Below are 18,587 nucleotides of genomic sequence, written 5' to 3' on the forward strand. Positions count from 1 at the left end.
TTTACTGTACCTTGTATACAACCCTTTTATCATTTTACGGTCACGACATTTATATGACGTGTGTTGGCTTTCAATTAACCCAATCCTGTTTTACAGCCTTATATGCATCCTGCTGATAACCTGCAACGCTAATCTTCCATTGCCAATACAGGTATCTCCGATAAGAACTGCCCTGCGGTAATACAGCTTACATAAAGCCTGCTCACCCAATGCCATAATACCGTCCGCCGGAGGACTGGGTGGCCTCGGGCACTGTTCCGCCGAATCCGCCTGCTGCATTTCTGGTCAGACCCATCATGGTGCAAAATCGGTACAGAAAGCTCTTGAACAAGGAGGGCCGCACAACGGCCAGCTTTTTGGGTACGCCATTATCCCCGACAAGATAAATCCGAATTCCTTTTTTCTGGTAACGCAGAAGTATGTGGGCCAAATCATTCTGAATGTCCTTGGCCCTGACATAAATGGAACCAATGCCGTGAGCCTTCAGGAAATCAGCTGACGGGGCATCCTGGGGAAACACGCACCAGCGGTTATCATATCTGCCCGGCTGGCGTGCCAGACCTTTCATCCTGGCCGCGTCCAGCAGAAATGCAGGAGGCGCGTCCGGACGGATGGACTGACAGCTAAGGTAATCCGCACCCAGGTACAGGGCTTCCGCCACAGGTGTTACGTCCACTGCCATGGACCACTTGTCCGCGCCATAGACGCCGTTATAGAGCGGTACCGGCCGGTAGCCCATTTGAGCCAGGGCCAGGCCCTCCAGTACCCCTCTCTTTCCCGGCAAATCCACAAACACAGCCGTTCTTCCATCACCATAAGGGGCCCATTTAACAGGAGGCAGGACCAGCTTCTCAGGCGCAGGATTCAATGCACGGGCAAACAGCACCGGCTTGGCCCATTGGGTCCACAGGGCATTGTCCGGCGCCCAGATTCGGTATGTACTGTAATTATCATTCATTGGTTTTATCCTCCTTCTCCACCAGCAGGGGAATGTCCTTTGCCCTGGCGTCTATGCGGGGATAGGGACTGATGCGCCCATAAAAACCGGCTGCTTTTCCATCCACTGTAAACACCCCCACACATAGATGAAACTGCTCTCCCTCCCTGCCTGAAACCGGTTTGCTCTCAAACCGTTTCTGTACAATCCAGTCCCTGGGGTGCAGGCGGACGTTCCGCTGTATCTGCCTGTATTCCTTTGGAGTCAGCGCCTCCCGGATTGAAATACCTTCCCCCACACGGCCCAACGCCGGTTTGTAAATCCATCCCTCCCCCAAATTACCGTTCCCGGGAGCGCAGGTTTCAGGCAGCAGGGTTCTCCAGGCAGGAAGCTCAAGCCCCAGCTCATCCCATATAAGAGGCAGCCGTTTGGACTGGGCAAAAACAGCCATTGGATGGTTGCAGGACGGGGTATGCGTGTCGTAATACCCGCCCCAGTCTGTCCGCCTGGAAAGATTCGGAAGCCATTCCAATGGATAAAACCGCACAATTCCGCCCACAGGCCCCTCCTCCCCCTGAATCAGGCTTACTGCCTGATGCTCTCTCCAGATAAGATGGTCGGGAGCCGCATACAGGGAACGGTATCCGTTCTGTTCAAAATAATCCCCTAAAAACTGCATGACCTGGCGGTCATCCGCGTAGGAGGTTGCATGTACAAAGGCAATCCTTGCACCTGGCCGTGTTCTCTTTTGAAATGCCTCCAGCAGACTGCGGGCCACATGACCATGGGGTTCATGGAAGGGAAAGTACTTCTGGGCGAGTCTGGGAAGCACTGAGGCTTCGGCCAACCCTCCGGGAACATCGCTGTTGACCTCCGAAACAGACCAGCCCTCTGTGGTGGGATGAAAGTCAAACCGCATCAGCCGTATATGTTCCTCCGGGGAATAGCTGTTCATTCTGGGAATGGCTTTTTTTACCTTTGACGGCAGACCCAGGGTCTTCACCAAATCCATCCGTCCCATCATAGCCTGCTCAATCTCCATGGTCTCGGCGGTCAGCTGCTCCGCCCAGCGTTCCAGCTGCCCGGCTGTCTGCCTGTCCAGAAGCACCACATGTTCAGCCACTGTGTTGTGGTCTTCCACCTGAGGGTCCCATTTATATGCCCGGAATATGGCCTCATAGCGGTAATCCGAATATTGCTCCCCGGGGATACGGGCCAATACCGCCCCGCTCACAGGAATACCCCGCCGGATTCACCATATATCCCATGAAAAACCAGGAGCACCATCGCAGCATAGGCCAGGTAACTGCCTCCCCAAAAAACGGACAGACGTATATCCCCCTGCCTGCTGATGTTCACAAGGCGGCGGGCAGGCTGTATATAAAACCATTCCACCAGAAGGGCAAACAGCATGAGTGGAAGCACCGGCCATCCAACGGTGAATTCCAGAAGCGTAGCCTGTGCGGAGGTCCAGTCCCCTCCTGATGCATAGGCCAGAATCAGGCCGCTGGCAATCAGATATGCGCCGAACCGGATGCCGCTGCCCATATCGCGGTCCACGCTGACCCGCTCGGACATATCCGTCAGCAGATTAACCGCCATGGCCAGACCAAGCCATGCAGCCAGACCAAGCCCTGAGGCAAACAATACAACCCACCAGCCGGGTCCGTCCCCGGTGTTGGCTCCTGCGTAAATAAGGGTCACCCCTGCAAATCCTCCGGCAGCAGGAAAGATTGCAGCCTTGTTATCCAGATAAACAGCGTCAAAGGGCCAGGACAGGTCCAGGCACTCCATCATGTATATCCCGCCCCTGAGCCACGCATATCCCATTATACAGTAAAAGACAATCCAGATTCCAACCACGTCATAGGATGCCATGGTCAGGAGAACAAATAGTATAATCGCAAAGGAGACAGGCGGAAGACAGCCCAGAACCAGACGTCCCTCCCTCCCCCTTTCAGGCGGCCATGATTCCAGCAGCGGCATATACCACTTATACAGAAAACGGCCCATGACGTACATGCTGCCGAAAAACAAAAAAACCTCTGTTTCATACCAGTAGGATGCCGCTGCTGCTATTCCAAAAACCAACATGTCCATCGTAAAACCTCCAGCCAGAAGACCTGCAAAAACAGTCCGTATTATAATTTCCACATATTATTAATATCCTGTTAGAATATCAGACAGATTGCGTTAGAACTCAGGCCGGACCATCCTTCTACGCCTTCACTGTGAACACAGGCTCCATCCTGGCCACCAGCCCTGCCATCCCGTGTTCCTCATGGACCTTCACCACCTGGTCAATATCCTTGTAGGCATAGGGCGCCTCAGAGCGGACGGCCTCCTCCCATTTTTTCAGTATATCGTTCCGGCCCTTTAAATCGCTGCGGTCCGGGTCAATGGGCGTCACAATATGGAATTTCTTCATAAATTCCCTGAATTCCCGGTCATTTCCATGAATCGCCTCTCCCCTGGAAAGCCTGCGCCCGGCTCCATGGCTGGCGCTCCACAGAGCGTCCGGATTTCCCATGCCTCTCAGCAGATAGCTGGAACTTCCCATGGAACCAGGTATCATCACCGGTTCTCCATAGTAGGCAAATGGCGTTCCCTCCATTTCCTCCATGCCCCTGGCGGAGCAGGCCCCCTTCCTGTGGATGAAATAACTCCTGCCCTCCATTTCCTTTTTCCATATAAAGTTGTGGGGGGAATCATACAGAAGCTTCATTTCATAAGGACGCACCCGGTCCTCCACGGCCCGCCGGAGCATAAGCCCCAGGAACAGCCGGTTTGCAAACCCGAAATTAGCCGCATTATATGTAGTGCTGCAGAAACGCCGCCACGGGCTTTCCGTCTCATCGCCTTGCGGAATTCCGGCGCTGTTTTTTATCCCCTTCTCCTGCCCTTCAGGCAAAAGGTAAATTCCGTTGTCCGGATGGGGAATGCTTTCCGGATACAGTTCCTTTGTTATGATTCGGTTGATTCTGCCGCTCTGGTGGCCGATGGTCAGGGAGCCGGTGTGAATCATCACAAGTATGGCTCCCCTCCTGATTCCCCATGCATTGGCTGTCCGGCCGTCGTAAATCTCCGCCACGCGCTGCATCTCCACAAAATGATTCCCGCCTCCTATGGAGCCAATCTGGTCATCGTAGGACAAGGTATGGGCAGAGCCTATAAAATCCTCCAGCCCCTCTGTATCTGCGGCATCCAGGCTGCCCCTGAAAGCCGTGCGCTCCAGGGCCTTTTCCTGCTCCTCCCTGTCATAGAGGGTCCATATCCCCTTTTCTTCCGCCTCCCGGGCAGTCTCCAACAGTCCCGTAAGCCCATGTCTGAGCATGGCCTCCCTCTGAATTCCGTTCATGGGAATAGCGCGCCCGCCCTCAAAAAAAATGCGCCGGATTTCAGGCAGAAGGGAGGGCAGACAACCTTCCAGTTCTTCCTCCTTTAAATCCGTGGTATAAAGCCTCATGCCGCAGTTAATGTCATTTCCCATGGCCTGGGGAATCACAAATCCCTCTGTCATCAGCACCGTGCCAATGGGAATGCCGGCCCCCTTGTGAAAGTCCGGGGTCACTGCTGCCTTTATGACAGAAGGACCCTTTTCCGCCGAAAAGACGCCGGACGATTTCATCCGCTCCACGGTACCGGTAAGCTTCATCATTGTCCCCAGCTCATCCAACGCCTTTTTCTCCGGCTTTGTCCCCTCCGGAAGGAAGATGGACAGGCCGCCGGACACACTGTCAAATTCCAATTTTATTTCCATACTGCCTTCTTTCCAAGTTTTTTCGATTATCTGAATTGTTATATTATACAACAAAATCAGGAAAGAAAAAACAATTAATTGACAATCATTTGCGGTTGACGCTAAAATAGAGCTTAGAACGTGTCTGGCACGCAGAAACTATCTTATGAAACGAGGCATCCACTTATATGAGTCAATTATCATACCATGAACAGGTAGACCGCGAGAACATACTGCGGCTGCGCAATCTGATTAAAGACCTGCCCCCATTCTGCGGCGACTTTTTCCGCGGTATTGAGCCCAGGACATCCTCCAGGACCAGGATTGCCTATGCCTATGACCTCCATGTGTTCTTTGATTTCCTCCACAGGGAAAATCCTGCCATTGCCAGGATTGATGTGAAGGATATCACGCTGGACCAGCTGGACCAGCTGTCTGTCACGGATTTTGAGGAATATATGGAATACCTGAAATACCGTTTTAATGATAAAAATCAGGAGGTCATGAATAAGGAACGGGGCATTATGCGCAAGATATCCTCCCTGAAAAGTTTTTACAATTACTACTTCAGGAACGAGCGAATCAGGAACAATCCCGCTGCGCTGGTGCAGCTCCCAAAGCTCCACGAAAAGGAAATCATCCGTCTGGACGTGGATGAGGTGGCCCTTCTTCTGGACGAGGTGGAACAGGGCGGCAAGCTGACTGATAAGCAGAAAAGCTATCATGCAAAGACAAAGACCCGGGACCTGGCCCTTCTTACCCTCCTGCTGGGTACCGGCATCCGCGTATCGGAATGTGTGGGACTTAACATCTCCGATATTGACTTTAAAAACGGCGGCATCCGCATTTACCGCAAAGGCGGCAAGGAAGTGACCGTGTACTTCGGCACAGAGGTGGAGGATGCCCTGTTAGACTATCTGGAGGAACGTGACCGTATCATCCCGGAACAGGGACATGAGGACGCCCTTTTTCTCTCCCTACAGCGCAGACGCATGGCGGTGCGCAGCGTGGAAAACCTGGTTAAAAAGTATGCCCGGACCGTGGCGCCATTAAAACCCATCACCCCGCACAAGCTGCGCAGCACCTATGGCACCAACCTGTACCGCGAAACAGGCGATATATATCTGGTGGCTGATGTGCTGGGCCACTCCGATGTCAATACCACCAAGCGTCACTACGCTGCCCTGGAGGACGAGCGAAGGCGCAGCGCCAGGAATAAGGTCAGGCTTCGGGAAAAATAGCCCGTACGAAAACAGATACATCCGTTTCGCATCAGACATTTTGCATTCCCGCCCTCTCACTGCACCGATATACGCTTTAGCTGGCCTTTCTTTTTAAGCTGTCCCACCAGGTCTGACATGTCATAATCCGCCGGCGTCTTTAGCTGGGCTGTCAGAACATAGGTGGACGCCTCTTCTGTCAGATGGATATTCACCATCTTGCAGTCCTGGTCCTGCAGTGTCCGGTTGATGAACTGGAAAATATCCTCGTCCAGGCTTTCGCTGTATTCAATCTCCACTTCTTTGTCCTCCCCGTTCCGCCTGGAGAAGTAACCTTTTCTTCCCAGAAACAGTTCCGAGAGCATCACAATGGCCGTGGATACTGCCCCCAGGATATACATACCCGCTCCCATGGACATCCCCACGCCCACGGTAGCCCATATTCCGGCGGAGGTGGTGATTCCGTTCACACTGTTGTTCCTGAAAATAATAATGCCTGAACCGATGAAACCAATGGCCGTAACCACGCCTGCGGCCACACGGGAAGGGTCCAGCTTTACATACTCACTGAGCACATCATCAAACCCATACTTGGAGATAATCATCATCATGGCAGAGGCCACTGCAATGATTACATGGGTCCTGGTGCCTGCTGTCTTCTTTTTACTCTGCCGCTCGCAGCCAATCAGACCGCCGCAAAGGGCAGCGGCCACCAGCCGTAATACATAGATAAGCTGTTCCGTGACAAACTGATTCATATGATTGATTCCCCCATCCAAGGGCACAGCCCTGTTTTAAGCGCCTGTGCCAATCCTTTTATTAAATAATATATTCTAACACTCCTCCATCTGCTTTTCAAGTTATGACCTTGTGAAAATCCCAGGGCTGAAAATCCCAAGACTCAAAATCCCCATCCATTTTCTTCTTGACAGGTATCCTCAGGAAAATATAGAATGGGATATATTGAGAATACCGCTGTAAAAATACCACAGTCAGAATACAGCGGCGCGCCCGTAAAACGGCTGTCCTGCAAACGGAGGTGATTGCCATTCCTGTCAATTCATTTGAAAACTATCCCATGTCCTGGAAACCGGACAGGAAAGAACTGAGATACCCCATATACTATTGTCTGGCAGACATGATGGAGAGGGATATTAAAAGCGGCAGACTGCCTGCCAACACCAAGATGCCGCCCCAGAGGGAACTGGCGGATTTTCTGGATTTAAACCTCAGCACTATCACAAAAGCATATAAGCTGTGCGAAATGAGGGGATTGATTCACGCGGTTACCGGCAAGGGCACCTTTGTGGTCCCCTCGGCCAATGTCCCCATATCCACGGTAGAAAAAAACATAACATCCCGTATTGAGATGGCTGTCATACATCCCTTTTACCAGCAGAACAAACTGGTCCGGGACCTGACCCTGGACCTGCTGAACCGGCCCGGCTCCGAGCACCTCTTTGAGTATTCCCACCCGCTGGGCAGCCGGGAGCAGATTCAGACAGCTGCCGGCTGGGTGAGGCAGTTCGGTCTGGACGCCGATGAACATAATACCCTCATTGCATCCGGCGCCCAGAACGCCCTTGCAACTGTCCTCTCCTCCCTTTTTGAGGCAGGGGACCGCATTGCCGTGGATTCCTATACCTACCCTAATTTCATCAGCCTGGCAAACCAGCTCTATCTGCAGCTTGTTGCTGTTGAAAATGATGAATGCGGCATGCGCCCCGATGTACTGGATACCCTCTGTACAAACCAGAAGATAAAGGGCATATTCCTGATGCCCGCCGGAAGCAATCCCACCAACATCGCATTTTCGGATAACCGGAGAAAGGAAATCGCAGCCATTATACGCAGGCACAGCCTGATTGCCATTGAGGACGACAACTATGCCGCTCTCATGAGCAGGCCCTATGTCCCGGTGGCCTTGGAAGCGCCTGAACATTGTATCTATATCAGCGGACTGTCAAAGCCCCTTTGTCCCGGACTCAGGATTGCCTATCTGCATCTGCCCAAACAGTACGTGGATGTAATGGAACAGGGAATCTACAGCCAAAGCCTGAAAATATCCTCACTGAACATTGAAATTGCAACAGAGCTCATACGAAGCGGACTGTTCCGGCAGATTATAGCTGAAAAAAGGGCTGCTGCCGTCCGCCGGAACCAGATATACCATTCCTATTTTCCATCAGCCTGCACCTCCATGGAATCCTATTATCAATGGCTAAAGCTTCCCTTGTCGTGCAGCGGCAAGTCATGTGAAGCAGCACTCTCCGCCAGAGGCGTCAGTGTATTTGGAGCAGAGCGCTTTTCCGTGGGCAATCAGGCGGGACACAATGCAATCCGCATCGCTACCTGCTCCCCCAAAAGCCATAAACAGCTCTGTCAGGGACTGGACATTATCAGGGCATTTCTGAAGGAACCCCCATCCTCTTAGCTTTACCTAATTCTTCCACTCCAGTACATATAAAAGCTCCTGCTTCCCATCCCTCCTGGCGCGTTCCGCCAGGGATGCGGCCTGACCGGGCGTCAGCATGTCCTTAAGTACATAGAGATACTCCACCCGGTCCTCTTCATATGCCTGATTGGCAATTTCCCCGGCCTGGTCCCGGCTCAATGTCTCATATGTCATATAGAATATATCTGTCTGGTCCGCCCGGTATGCATCCAGGGCAATATCCGCCTTTTCCGCATCCGTCAGTTCATCCTCCATTACGGAAAAGAAATCCGATTTTCCGGCCTTGGCCGCCTGTTTTGCCATCTCTGATTTCCTGCCCTTAAGGGATGTGTCATGGTTTCCTGAAATAACGGCAAAATACTTTATCTGGTCCTCCTTATAAAACCGTTCCATCAGACCGGCGCAGGTTTCCGGGCTGACACTGCCTGCCACGGCTGCAAAGTAGGACAGATTATCCGCTTCATAGAACCCCGTGGCCAGTTCATCCGCAGTTCCCTCAAAGGGTCCGTCCACTCCCAGCAAAACCAGCTGGTCCGGCTGGAAATTATATTTGCCCTTACTCAGTTTCTGCTTTTCAATGGACTGTTGCACTGCCACGGCTATGGAACTGTCCTCTGCATACGGTTCTGTTTTCCCTGTAAAACACAGGGTCTTTCCGTCTGCCTGCCGGACTACGTCATACTGGTCCGGGTCCACATTCCAGGCCAGGGCCACGATATAGCCATTGGCCCAGAACATCTTTGTCTGAAGGCTTTTCTGGTCCGGTCGGCGGCGCACATCCTCATACTCATTCCAGCTGATTTTTGATATTCCGTGCGCTGCCCCTGTTTCCAGGCGTCCTGCCGCACCTGCCAGCACGGTCTCTGCACCGGCAGTCCCAGTTTTCCTCTGCAAAGGTGCAAAACCGCACAATACTGCCATGGATATGACGGAAGCCGTCACGGCCCAGGCTGCCCAGGACCATTTCCTGCTTCTGGTTCTGAATTCCAGAATGGACACCAGCCTCTCCTTCATCCACTTTGCATTCTGACTGAGCGGAAGGCCCATGCCTGCATCAGAAGGCACGGTATGGCGTCTGAGTGTGGCGAGGAGAAGCTCGCCGTAACGCTGTTTATCCCGGCTGTCCATATGACGGATTACCGCCTCGTCGCAGGACAGTTCACAGGCCCTGGACACCTCCTTTTGCAGCACATATACAGCCGGATTAAACCAGTGCAGGCATACTGCCGCCTCCGCCAGCCACTTGTACAGCGCATCCAGCCTCCGTATATGGGTGATTTCATGCAAAAATGCATAATAAGCCCTGTCTGCCGGAATATCAGCAGGCATGATAATCACAGGTGCAAACAGCCCCATTGTCACCGGCGAAGGAATGGCCCTGCTGACCGCCAGACGCGGTCTTCTGTTCAGGCCGCATGTACGGCAGGCTTCCTCCAACGGCCCACCATAGACCTCCAGCCACATATCCGGCATACCAGAAGAAATCTCAGCCCTCTTACACAGCCTGGCTGCGTACCTGTAGTTCCATATCTTCCTTCCCATCAGCACAGCGGCCACAGACAGCCACAATATAAGGAGAACCAGATACAGCCCATGGCTGGAAACCGGAACCGTATCTGCACGGAGCGCGCCCGTGTAATCCGGCCTTGGGGCCTCTGTCCCCTCTGCCCCCATCTCTTCCTTCCCCGTCCCCCCTTCCATCCCCGTTTCAGGCTGTCCTTCCATCGTCCCGCCGCCGGACAGTCCGTTTATCCAGGCAGGCATATTCCCCCCTTCAGACAACAGGCCGGCGGACAGGCCGCTCCTTAAAACATCCGGGAAAAAAAGGCCGGCCGGAGACGGAATAGGCAAAAGCAGCCTCAGCACGGCTGCCAGCCAGATATAATACTGCCATCTGCGCCCCATGTATCTGCCGAATATCCGCGTGGCTCCAAGCAGAACCAGAATCAGGACAGCGCCTGACAGGGACAGGGTGAAAAACATTTCCAGATACATACTCATCCCCTGCCGCCCCCTTTCTCCCAAAATGCCTTCAGCTCCTCATAATCATCTTCGGTCAGATATTCCTGGCTGACCAGGGCCGAAATCAGATGCTTTGTGTCACCGCCGAAAACCCGGTCCACCAGAAGTCTGGCCTGGGCCTGCTGATACGCCTCCCTGGATACCAGGGCCACATACTCGTTCAGCCGTCCCTGCTTGTGCACGGTCAGCATACCGTTATCAGCCAGACGGGACAAAAGCGTCAGAATGGTATTGGACTTCCAGGACTTACCCCTGGATGCCAGTTCCTCCCCCAAAGCGCCGAACATGGCCCTCCCACCTTTATCCCAGATAACTTCCATGACCTCCATCTGCGCCTCAGGCAGCTGAACTTCCCGTTCCATATGTCCATCCCCTTTCACCTACACTTTGTAGTTATCATCTCCAGTGTACACCTACTGTGTGTAGGTGTCAAGGGCAATCACAACGAACTTCTTGCATACCGTATAAAAGCGGAGGTGGAGGCGGAAAACATCTGGTTCCTCTTCCACGCCAGCACAGACCCGAGCTTCAGCTGCGGGGACAGGGGAACAAATTTCACCCCGTCGTAAGAGCTGTCCAGCTCCAGGCAGAGTGCTGCTCCGATTCCCTTTTTTACCATGACGGAAGCATTATAGACCAGATTGTATGTGACGGCGATTTCCATCTGACACGCATAATCCCCAAACCAGTTGGCCAGTTCGTTCTGCACCATTTCCCTGCTTGCAGCCAGCAATGGCATGCGGACCAGGTCCTCTGCGCGGACCACATCCAGCTCTGCCAGATGGGAATCCTCCCGCACCAGGATTCCCCAGGTTTCCTTTACAGGCATACGGAGGAACTCGTATTTTCCCACATCCACCGGTTCCACAAAGAGCCCCAAATCAAGGAGCCCCCGTTCCATCCGTTCTTTTATATTATCCACGTTTCCGCTGTGAATCTCAAACCGTACCAGGGGATACCGGCTCCTGAAGTCAGCCATCAGCTCCGCCAGCCTGTTCATGCTGCGTGTCTCGCCGCAGCCAATGGCAATCTCCCCTGCCAGGGTATTCTCATCATGGAGAAATTCCATCTTTGTCTTTTCCGCAAGGGAAACCAGCTCCTGGGCCCGGCGCTTTAACAGCATACCGTCATCTGTCAGTATGATGCGGTGGTTGCTGCGGGTAAATAATGTTACGCCCAGCTCCTCCTCCAGCTGCATGAGCTGGCGTGAAAGGGTGGGCTGGGTAATATGCAGAAGGCTGGCGGCCTTTGTTATGTTCTCTTCTCTTGCCGCCATCAAAAAATACTTTAATATGCGTATTTCCATATACAGTCATCCTTTCCCTATTTATCGGCGCAGGGGCTGCCCTATCAGCTGTTTTCTCAGAAGCAGCCGTCAAAACAATTCCCGGGCCTTTTCCATGCGTTCCGCCACATGCACACCAAACGGACATCGGGCTTCACAGCCTCTGCACCCAGTACAATCCCCGGCATTTGCAGACAGTCCCTGGTAATGGGCCCGCACCGCAGCCGGAACATCCGGCTGCATGACAGCCAAATCATAGAGCTTGTTCACCATGGCAATATCAATGCCTGAGGGACAGGGCGCACAGTGTCCGCAGTAGGTGCACTGACCGAAGTATGCATGGCGCGGGGCGCCTGCCAGCACGCTGGCATAGTCCCGTTCCTCCTCTGTGGCTGTCTCATAGGCAACAGCCGCCATCACATGCTCCGGCGTGTCAAACCCTGCCATTACGCTGGCCACTCCGGGACGGGTCAGGGCATAGTGGAGGCACTGCACCGGGGTAAGGGCCACTCCGAAGGGCGATGTCTCCGGAGAAAACAGCCTGCCGCCCGCATATCCCTTCATCACGGTAATACCCACGCCGCTCTGTTCACAGATACGGTAAAGCTCCTCCCGTTCAGGAGCTATGTTCCTCAGCCCTTCATCGTACACATCTGCAAAATACCGCGTCATGTCCTCACTGGCCGGCAGCAGGTCAAAGGCCGGATTGATGCTGAACAGAATCAGCTCTATTTCACCGCTCAGGGCAGCCAGCTTTGCCACATCCGGGTTATGTGTGCTCATGCCGATGTGGCGTATGGTTCCCTTTTCCTTCAGTCCGCGGACATAGGCAATGAACTCTCCCTCCATGATACGCCTAAATTCCGCTGCTTCATCCACAAAATGTATCATGCCGAAATCAATATAGTCCGTTCCCAGACGGTCCAGCAAATCCTTAAAAGCCGGTATCACCTTGTCCATCTCGCGGGTGCGGACGTACTGGCCGTCCTGCCAGGAGGAACCCAGGTGCCCCTGTATCATCCATCGTTCCCGCCTGCCTTTTAGGGCGGCGCCGATGTTGGACCTGACATTGGGTTCCGCCATCCAGCAGTCCAGAATGTTGATTCCCTGTGCTTCGCAGCAGTCAACAACCTCCTTTATCTCCTCCCTTCCATGCCGTTCCAGCCATTCAGCTCCCAATCCGATTTCACTGACCTCCAGGCCCGTGTTTCCCAATTTCCTGTATCGCATGTTATTCCTCCCAATTGTATATGCTTTATACTGCCGCCCATCAAGTCCGGTTCCCGCCCCGCGGCAGAGGCGCTGTCCTGAGTACAGTACCGCAAAGGGTAGCCAGCAGTACCTTCAGATCTATGGGCTTGGCCACATGGGCCGTCATACCGGCGTCCCTGGCCATCTGGATGTCCTCTGCAAAGGCATTGGCCGTCATCGCTATGATGGGTATGTTTGCTGCGTCCGGGCGTTCCAGCTTCCTTATGACCCGGGTAGCCTCATACCCGTTCATTTCCGGCATCTGGATATCCATCAGCACCGCGTCATAGGTGCCCGGCAGGGAATCCTTAAATGCCTCCACTGCCCTGGCCCCGTTGGAAGCCACGGTAAAGCAGGCCCCGTACATTCTCAGCACCTCACAGAGTATCTCAGAATTAATTGCATTATCCTCAGCCACAAGGAAACGGCATCCCGCCAGTATCGTTCCCTTATCCGTATCATCCGGAAGTTCCGGCTGTTCCCTGTCCTCATTGCCTGCAGCAGAAGCCCATTTCAGGTCCAGCTCCACACAGAACACGGACCCCTGGTTCAGACGGCTTTCCACGGAAATACTGCCGCCCATCAGGTCCACCAGGCCTTTGGTGATGCTGAGTCCCAGCCCGGTTCCCTCAATACGCGACGCATTGCGCAGGAAGGGCTCGAATATATGGGCCAGAAACTCCTCCGTCATACCCACGCCGGTATCGCTGACCGTAAACCGGTACCTGGACCATCCATCCCCTGCAGGAGAAGATGTTTCCTCCGCCAAAAGCTCTACGGTTCCCCCCTCAGGCGTAAATTTAACTGCATTTCCCAGTATGTTGATTAATATCTGGTTGATGCGCAGTGCGTCCCCATAAAACCTTGGATGCAGCATTTCCCCTTCCCGGATATGGAATGCCAGACCTGCATTGACAGCCTGCGGACCCATAATAGATGAAAGCTGTTCCAGCATTCCTTCCATGGTTATCTCCATATTGTTCAATTTGATTTTTGAGCGCTCAATCTTACTCATGTCCAGGATATCGTTAATCAGGCTCAGCAGATGCCTGGATGACGATGATATCTTATTCAGGTAATCCTTAAGCCGGTCCCGGTCCCCCATGTTAGAAAGGGCAAGGGTGGTCATGCCCATTATGGCGTTCATGGGCGTGCGGATATCATGGCTCATGGATGATAGGAAATCGCTTTTAGCCCGGCTGGCTTCCTCCGCAAAGGCCAGGGCCTCTTCCAGCGCTTCCTTGGACTTCCGTTCAGCCGCCAGTATATCCGTCACATCTGCCCTGGCCATGCAGATGGTATTATGGTCCTTGTCGCCCCACAGTATATTAATCTGCTTGTACCGCGGTTCCCGCCCGTTCCCATAAGGCAGCACAAAGTCATACCCTTCCGGTTTCTCCTTAAGCCTTTCCAGCATAGTCTCCATCCGGAACTGCCTTTCCGCCTCCTGGCGGGCATGGGAGCCGTAATGCGCCGTCATTCCCTTTAAGCAGGCATTATAATCCTCCACGTAGTAGGGCGGAAGGTCGTCCAGAATCGTCCGGCGGTCATGCATGGTCAGGCTGCCGCTGCATATATCCAGAAGCCCCATCACCTCAAAGATGCTGGCCACAATGTTCAGGGTTCCCTGCTGTTCCCGGACAGAATCCGTAATGTCGGTCCGCGCCATGCAGATACGCCCGATGCGCAGGTCGATTGCCGTAACCGTCAGGTTCTTTGTCAGTATTCCCCCGGATTTCCAGCGGACTGAGTAGGGGAATGAATAAAATCCATCCCGCTTTAACCGTGATATCATATACTCCTTATCCAGCATACTGCCTGCATTGGCCCTGTCCCTTGGCACCACGATATCCTGAACCAGCCTCCGGACCTGTTCCGAGTAGATTCCATAAGGCTCAGGCACATCCTCCGCCCCGTGGTTATAGGACAGCAGGGTATAATGGTCCCGGTTCAGGTCCACATCCATCACCATATCATAACTGGACACGGACAGCTTGTGGAGAATCCGGTCCGATACAGTCTGTTCCGTCACATCGGTAACAGTAAGGATGCCCGTCACATCACCGCTGTCCGGAGTGGCAATCAGGTTCATCTTAAACCTGGCGTATAAGCCCTCCGGTTTCCTTGGCATGCGTACAAAACAGTCCAGCTTCAGTTCCAGATTTCCCTTTTCAAAGGCTTCCAGGGACGGCTGGTTGAGATATGTCTTAAGGAAACGCCGGCGCATGTCCGGCTCCGCCACAAATCCGGATATACCTTTAAAAAAGTCCTCCCGTCTGGCACCGAAGGTTTCAAGCAGGTCCGAACCCGTATAATCATTGATTTCCAAAATACGGTTCTGCGTAATGTTGCAGTGGCCCACAATCAATGTATTTGGCTCCAGCGTGCGGTAATGCTGTACAATCAGGTCATTGTACTGGCTGCGGAGCATTTCCTGCTCCTCCCGTTCCCTGGTCATATCCCGGAAACAGGCGTAAATCTGCTTCTCCCCCTTGTCGCTGTCTATGATGGAAAGGGTGTTCTTCACCCAGACATAACTTCCGTCCCCCTTCATCAGACGGTAAGTAATCTCACATTGGACCTCGCCGCTTTCAATGTACTCCGCCATCTTCTGCCGCACCTGTTCCACGTCCTCCGGATGGACTCCCGACGTGGCGTCTTTCCCGTACAGCTCCCAGGTCTGGCTCAGGGACATGTCTGTCATGGCAGCAAATCCATCTGATATGAATTCCGGCGTCATTCCCCCATCCTTCCCATAACGGACAACCGCCACGCCGCCGGGCAGATACCTGAGCACGGTCTGGAAATACTGCTCCAGCCGTTCCATCTCCTTTTTATTTTCAATGTCCCTGGTAATATCCTGTATGTACTCCACATAGGCGGGTATGCCGTTCCAATCCATCTCATAAAAACGGGTACGCATGGTCCGGCCGTCCTCCATAGGCATTTCACGGGCCTGGCCCTCAAATTCATTGAATCTTATGTTGCAGAAAGGACAGGGGGCCTCCTGGCCCTGCAGGGCCTTGTAACACTTCTTTCCCACACATTCCCCGGATGCAGCAAAGAGATGTTTGGCGTCGTTCACATACAAAAGGTCGTAATTGCGTTTGTCAATCACATAAATGCCGTCAGCGGTCTGAAGGGTCATATTCTGAAGCAGCTGTGTTTCCGGAGATACTTCCGTCACCACCGCATAAAGCCGTGCTCCTTCCCCGTTTGAGACAATACACCGTCCATTGAGGCGAATCCAGAGCAGGGAGCCGTTTTCGTGCCAGATACGGTACGAGACATCCAGGCTTCCTCCTGTTTCCATAACCTGCATCACGGTCTGGGCCACCTTCTGGCGGTCCGCCTCATAAATCATACTGAGGCTGTCCCCCATCATCAGCTGTTCCAAATCCCCGCGGCCGCGGCCGGAAAGGGATGCGATACCGTCTGAAAAGAAAACCGGCATGACCTGCCCGTCCTTTATTTCAATATGGATGATTCCTCCCGGTATGCTGTTGACCAGATGCTCCAGCTTTTCATTCGCCCTGTCAAATTCCCTCTCCAGATGGACATACTCGCTGATATCCTTGCACACAACATAAAAGAGTTTTGTGCCGTCCTTCTGCACCTTCTCCTGGCCGCTCATATGAATCCAGCCGTATTCCCCCTTATCCTTTTTCCGGACGCGGCATATATGCAGCAGGGTTCCCGTATTCCAGACAGCTTCCAGCACCTTTTCCCTCAGAAGCTTCATATCATCAGGGCAGACTCCCGGAAAGAGTGAATCCAGTATGGTCTTTTGTGTCTGTTCTATGGGCATTCCCAGGGCTTCATAAAAGGACTGGTTGTAAAACAGGGGAATCAGCGCCTCCTCAGTGACCCGGCATACGCATAATCCGCAGGGAAGGCTGTTTAAAATGTCCAAAAATGCCATCATGGACAATGGCGTGTCCGGCTGTTCCCTAGTCTCAATGGGCGTATCCAGTTCCCGGCGGTTTAAAAGACCTGATATTTTGATAAGGTCATCAAACTCCTGGCACGGCATGGGTTTTCCGTAATAGTATCCCTGGACATAGTCACATCCCATTTCCCGCAGGCGTGTAATCTGCTCCTTCTTCTCCACGCCTTCCGCCACCACGTCCAGCTTCATCCATCGGGCCAGTTCCATGACAAAATGCAGGATTCCCTGATTGACCGGTTTGGAAGTCTCATCCTGTATAAACTTCATGTCCAGCTTCAATACGTCTAAGGGCATCCGGTTCAGCATGTTCAGTGAGGAATAGCCGCTTCCAAAGTCATCCATTTCAATGATAAATCCCTTTTCCCGCAGGCGTCCCAATGTCTCAATAAGCTGGTCCGGGTTCTCCGTGTATGCGCTCTCTGTTATCTCCAGATGAAGGCGGGAGGGCGAAAGGGAGTACTTCCTGACAGTCTTTATGAGGATATCGGCCAGGTCCGCGTGATAAATATCGGACCTGGAAACATTGACGGACACCGGCAGCCTGGGATATCCCTTTTCATCCCAGGATTTCAACGCGGCGCATGCCCGGTCCCACACATACCGGTCCATCTTTATGATGAATCCGTTCTTCTCAAATATGGGAATGAATTCAGCCGGCGGCAGAAGTCCCCACTCGGGATGATTCCACCGCACCAGAGCCTCCGCCCCCACCAGCGTGTGGTCTGAGAGCCGGTACTGGGGCTGGAGGTAAATGACAAACTGCTCCTTTTCCAGCGCCTCATCCATGCTGTCTGTGATGTCCTGTTCCCTCAGAAGCTGGTTGCGCAGCTTATCATCATAGGTGGCAAAGCAGGTTCCGTATCTTCCCTTAATGCTCTTGGCCACCAGAAAGGCCCGGTCGCACATCTGTTCAATGGACAGGGATTTATCACTGACAGGAAAGATTCCCCACTTAACCGTTACATTCCTCACTTCCCCCAGGCTGTTGATTTCGTCAATAGCCTGCCTGAATACACGGTCCGTATAAGCAAAATGGTGTTCCACCAAACAGGCGAACCGGTCTGCACTGAATCGGCCGCAAAAGCCATTCTCACCTACCAGTTTCCTGTATGTGTCCGCCATCCTGCACAGGAGACGGTCACCGGCCGGAACACCGAATACATCGTTGATTAATTTAAAATTTTCTATATCGGAACAGACGATATCATACTCCCTGTCCGGATGGTCCAGCATGGTTTCCCTTGCCTGCTGGCAGAAAAACTCCTTGCTGCACAAACCGGTCAGGCGGTCGTACCTGAACTGGTTCACTATCACTGCTGTTTCCCGCAGTTTAATGATATTCTCAATGCGCCGCATAATAATCTGCGGCTTATATGGTTTGGCCACAAAATCCATGGCTCCGCTGGTCAGGGCCCTGACCTCGCTCTCCTCGTCTCCGCTCTGGGTTGTGACAATAACAGGAATGGGCGCAAACTGGGGATTGGCCTTCATCAGGGACAGGAATGTGTATCCATCCATCACAGGCATAACCAAATCAAGGAGAACCAGTGAAACATCCCCCTTCATATATTCCAGTTTTTCCAGTGCCTCCTGTCCGTTCTCAGCCTCCGCCACCGAATACCGCTGTGATAATATCTCCTTCAGCATCATCCGGTTGATTGCATTATCTTCAACAATTAAAAGCTTCCGCTTTGCAAGCATGTCTTCCTTCCTCCCTGTCCACGGCTCT

General features: G+C 53.1%; 12 protein-coding genes. 2 read left to right on the forward strand and 10 right to left on the reverse strand.

Features of this window, described 5'->3' with window-relative positions:
• Nucleotides 1-202: 202 nt before the first annotated feature.
• The 4 genes from FGS84_RS07235 to FGS84_RS07250 form a co-directional block, all read right to left on the reverse strand.
• The gene (locus FGS84_RS07235) at nucleotides 203-958 is read right to left on the reverse strand and encodes a hypothetical protein (RefSeq protein WP_138307092.1); all 756 of its coding nucleotides are present in this window, start codon (nucleotides 956-958) and stop codon (nucleotides 203-205) included.
• Nucleotides 951-2,171, reverse strand: coding sequence for a glutathionylspermidine synthase family protein (locus FGS84_RS07240; protein WP_138307095.1), 1,221 nt, complete (start codon nucleotides 2,169-2,171; stop codon nucleotides 951-953). Before FGS84_RS07240 ends, FGS84_RS07235 begins: the two co-directional genes overlap by 8 nt.
• Nucleotides 2,168-3,037 carry a hypothetical protein gene (locus tag FGS84_RS07245; RefSeq protein ID WP_138307097.1) on the reverse strand — a complete coding sequence of 290 codons (870 nt, stop codon included), beginning with the start codon at nucleotides 3,035-3,037 and terminating at the stop codon, nucleotides 2,168-2,170. The genes FGS84_RS07240 and FGS84_RS07245 overlap by 4 nt, the downstream gene beginning before the upstream one ends.
• 118 nt (nucleotides 3,038-3,155) lie before the next feature.
• Nucleotides 3,156-4,697 (reverse strand): RtcB family protein, encoded by a 1,542-nt coding sequence (locus tag FGS84_RS07250; protein ID WP_138307099.1) that lies wholly within the window; start codon nucleotides 4,695-4,697, stop codon nucleotides 3,156-3,158.
• Between the two features lie 167 nt (nucleotides 4,698-4,864).
• On the opposite strand from FGS84_RS07250, the gene FGS84_RS07255 reads away from it, so the two are divergent.
• Entirely contained in the window at nucleotides 4,865-5,917 is a 1,053-nt protein-coding gene (locus FGS84_RS07255) for a tyrosine-type recombinase/integrase (protein WP_138307100.1), read from the forward strand.
• A gap of 56 nt (nucleotides 5,918-5,973) precedes the next feature.
• Here FGS84_RS07255 and FGS84_RS07260 read toward each other — a convergent pair whose 3' ends face one another.
• A complete protein-coding gene (locus FGS84_RS07260) occupies nucleotides 5,974-6,654 on the reverse strand; it encodes an MgtC/SapB family protein (protein WP_138307102.1) in 681 nt (226 codons plus the stop codon).
• A gap of 281 nt (nucleotides 6,655-6,935) precedes the next feature.
• Here FGS84_RS07260 and FGS84_RS07265 point away from each other — a divergent pair, with 281 nt between their 5' ends.
• Nucleotides 6,936-8,330: a PLP-dependent aminotransferase family protein gene (locus FGS84_RS07265; protein WP_243129894.1), complete on the forward strand. Its 1,395-nt coding sequence runs from the start codon at nucleotides 6,936-6,938 to the stop codon at nucleotides 8,328-8,330.
• Nucleotides 8,331-8,336: 6 nt separating this feature from the next.
• Here the strand turns inward: FGS84_RS07265 and FGS84_RS07270 are convergent, their stop codons facing one another.
• The 5 genes from FGS84_RS07270 to FGS84_RS07290 form a co-directional block, all read right to left on the reverse strand.
• Nucleotides 8,337-10,352, reverse strand: coding sequence for a M56 family metallopeptidase (locus FGS84_RS07270; protein WP_138307104.1), 2,016 nt, complete (start codon nucleotides 10,350-10,352; stop codon nucleotides 8,337-8,339).
• Nucleotides 10,349-10,735: a BlaI/MecI/CopY family transcriptional regulator gene (locus FGS84_RS07275; protein ID WP_138307106.1), complete on the reverse strand. Its 387-nt coding sequence runs from the start codon at nucleotides 10,733-10,735 to the stop codon at nucleotides 10,349-10,351. The genes FGS84_RS07270 and FGS84_RS07275 overlap by 4 nt, the downstream gene beginning before the upstream one ends.
• A 77-nt stretch (nucleotides 10,736-10,812) precedes the next feature.
• Nucleotides 10,813-11,679 (reverse strand): LysR family transcriptional regulator, encoded by an 867-nt coding sequence (locus FGS84_RS07280; RefSeq protein WP_138307108.1) that lies wholly within the window; start codon nucleotides 11,677-11,679, stop codon nucleotides 10,813-10,815.
• A 69-nt stretch (nucleotides 11,680-11,748) separates the two neighbouring features.
• Nucleotides 11,749-12,888, reverse strand: a complete 1,140-nt coding sequence (locus FGS84_RS07285) for an aldo/keto reductase (RefSeq protein ID WP_138307110.1) — start codon at nucleotides 12,886-12,888, stop codon at nucleotides 11,749-11,751.
• A 40-nt stretch (nucleotides 12,889-12,928) separates the two neighbouring features.
• Nucleotides 12,929-18,559 carry an EAL domain-containing protein gene (locus FGS84_RS07290; protein ID WP_243129897.1) on the reverse strand — a complete coding sequence of 1,877 codons (5,631 nt, stop codon included), beginning with the start codon at nucleotides 18,557-18,559 and terminating at the stop codon, nucleotides 12,929-12,931.
• Nucleotides 18,560-18,587: the final 28 nt, after the last annotated feature.

The organism is Clostridium sp. 1001271st1 H5 (genome assembly GCF_005845215.1).
GTDB lineage: Bacteria > Bacillota > Clostridia > Lachnospirales > Lachnospiraceae > Enterocloster.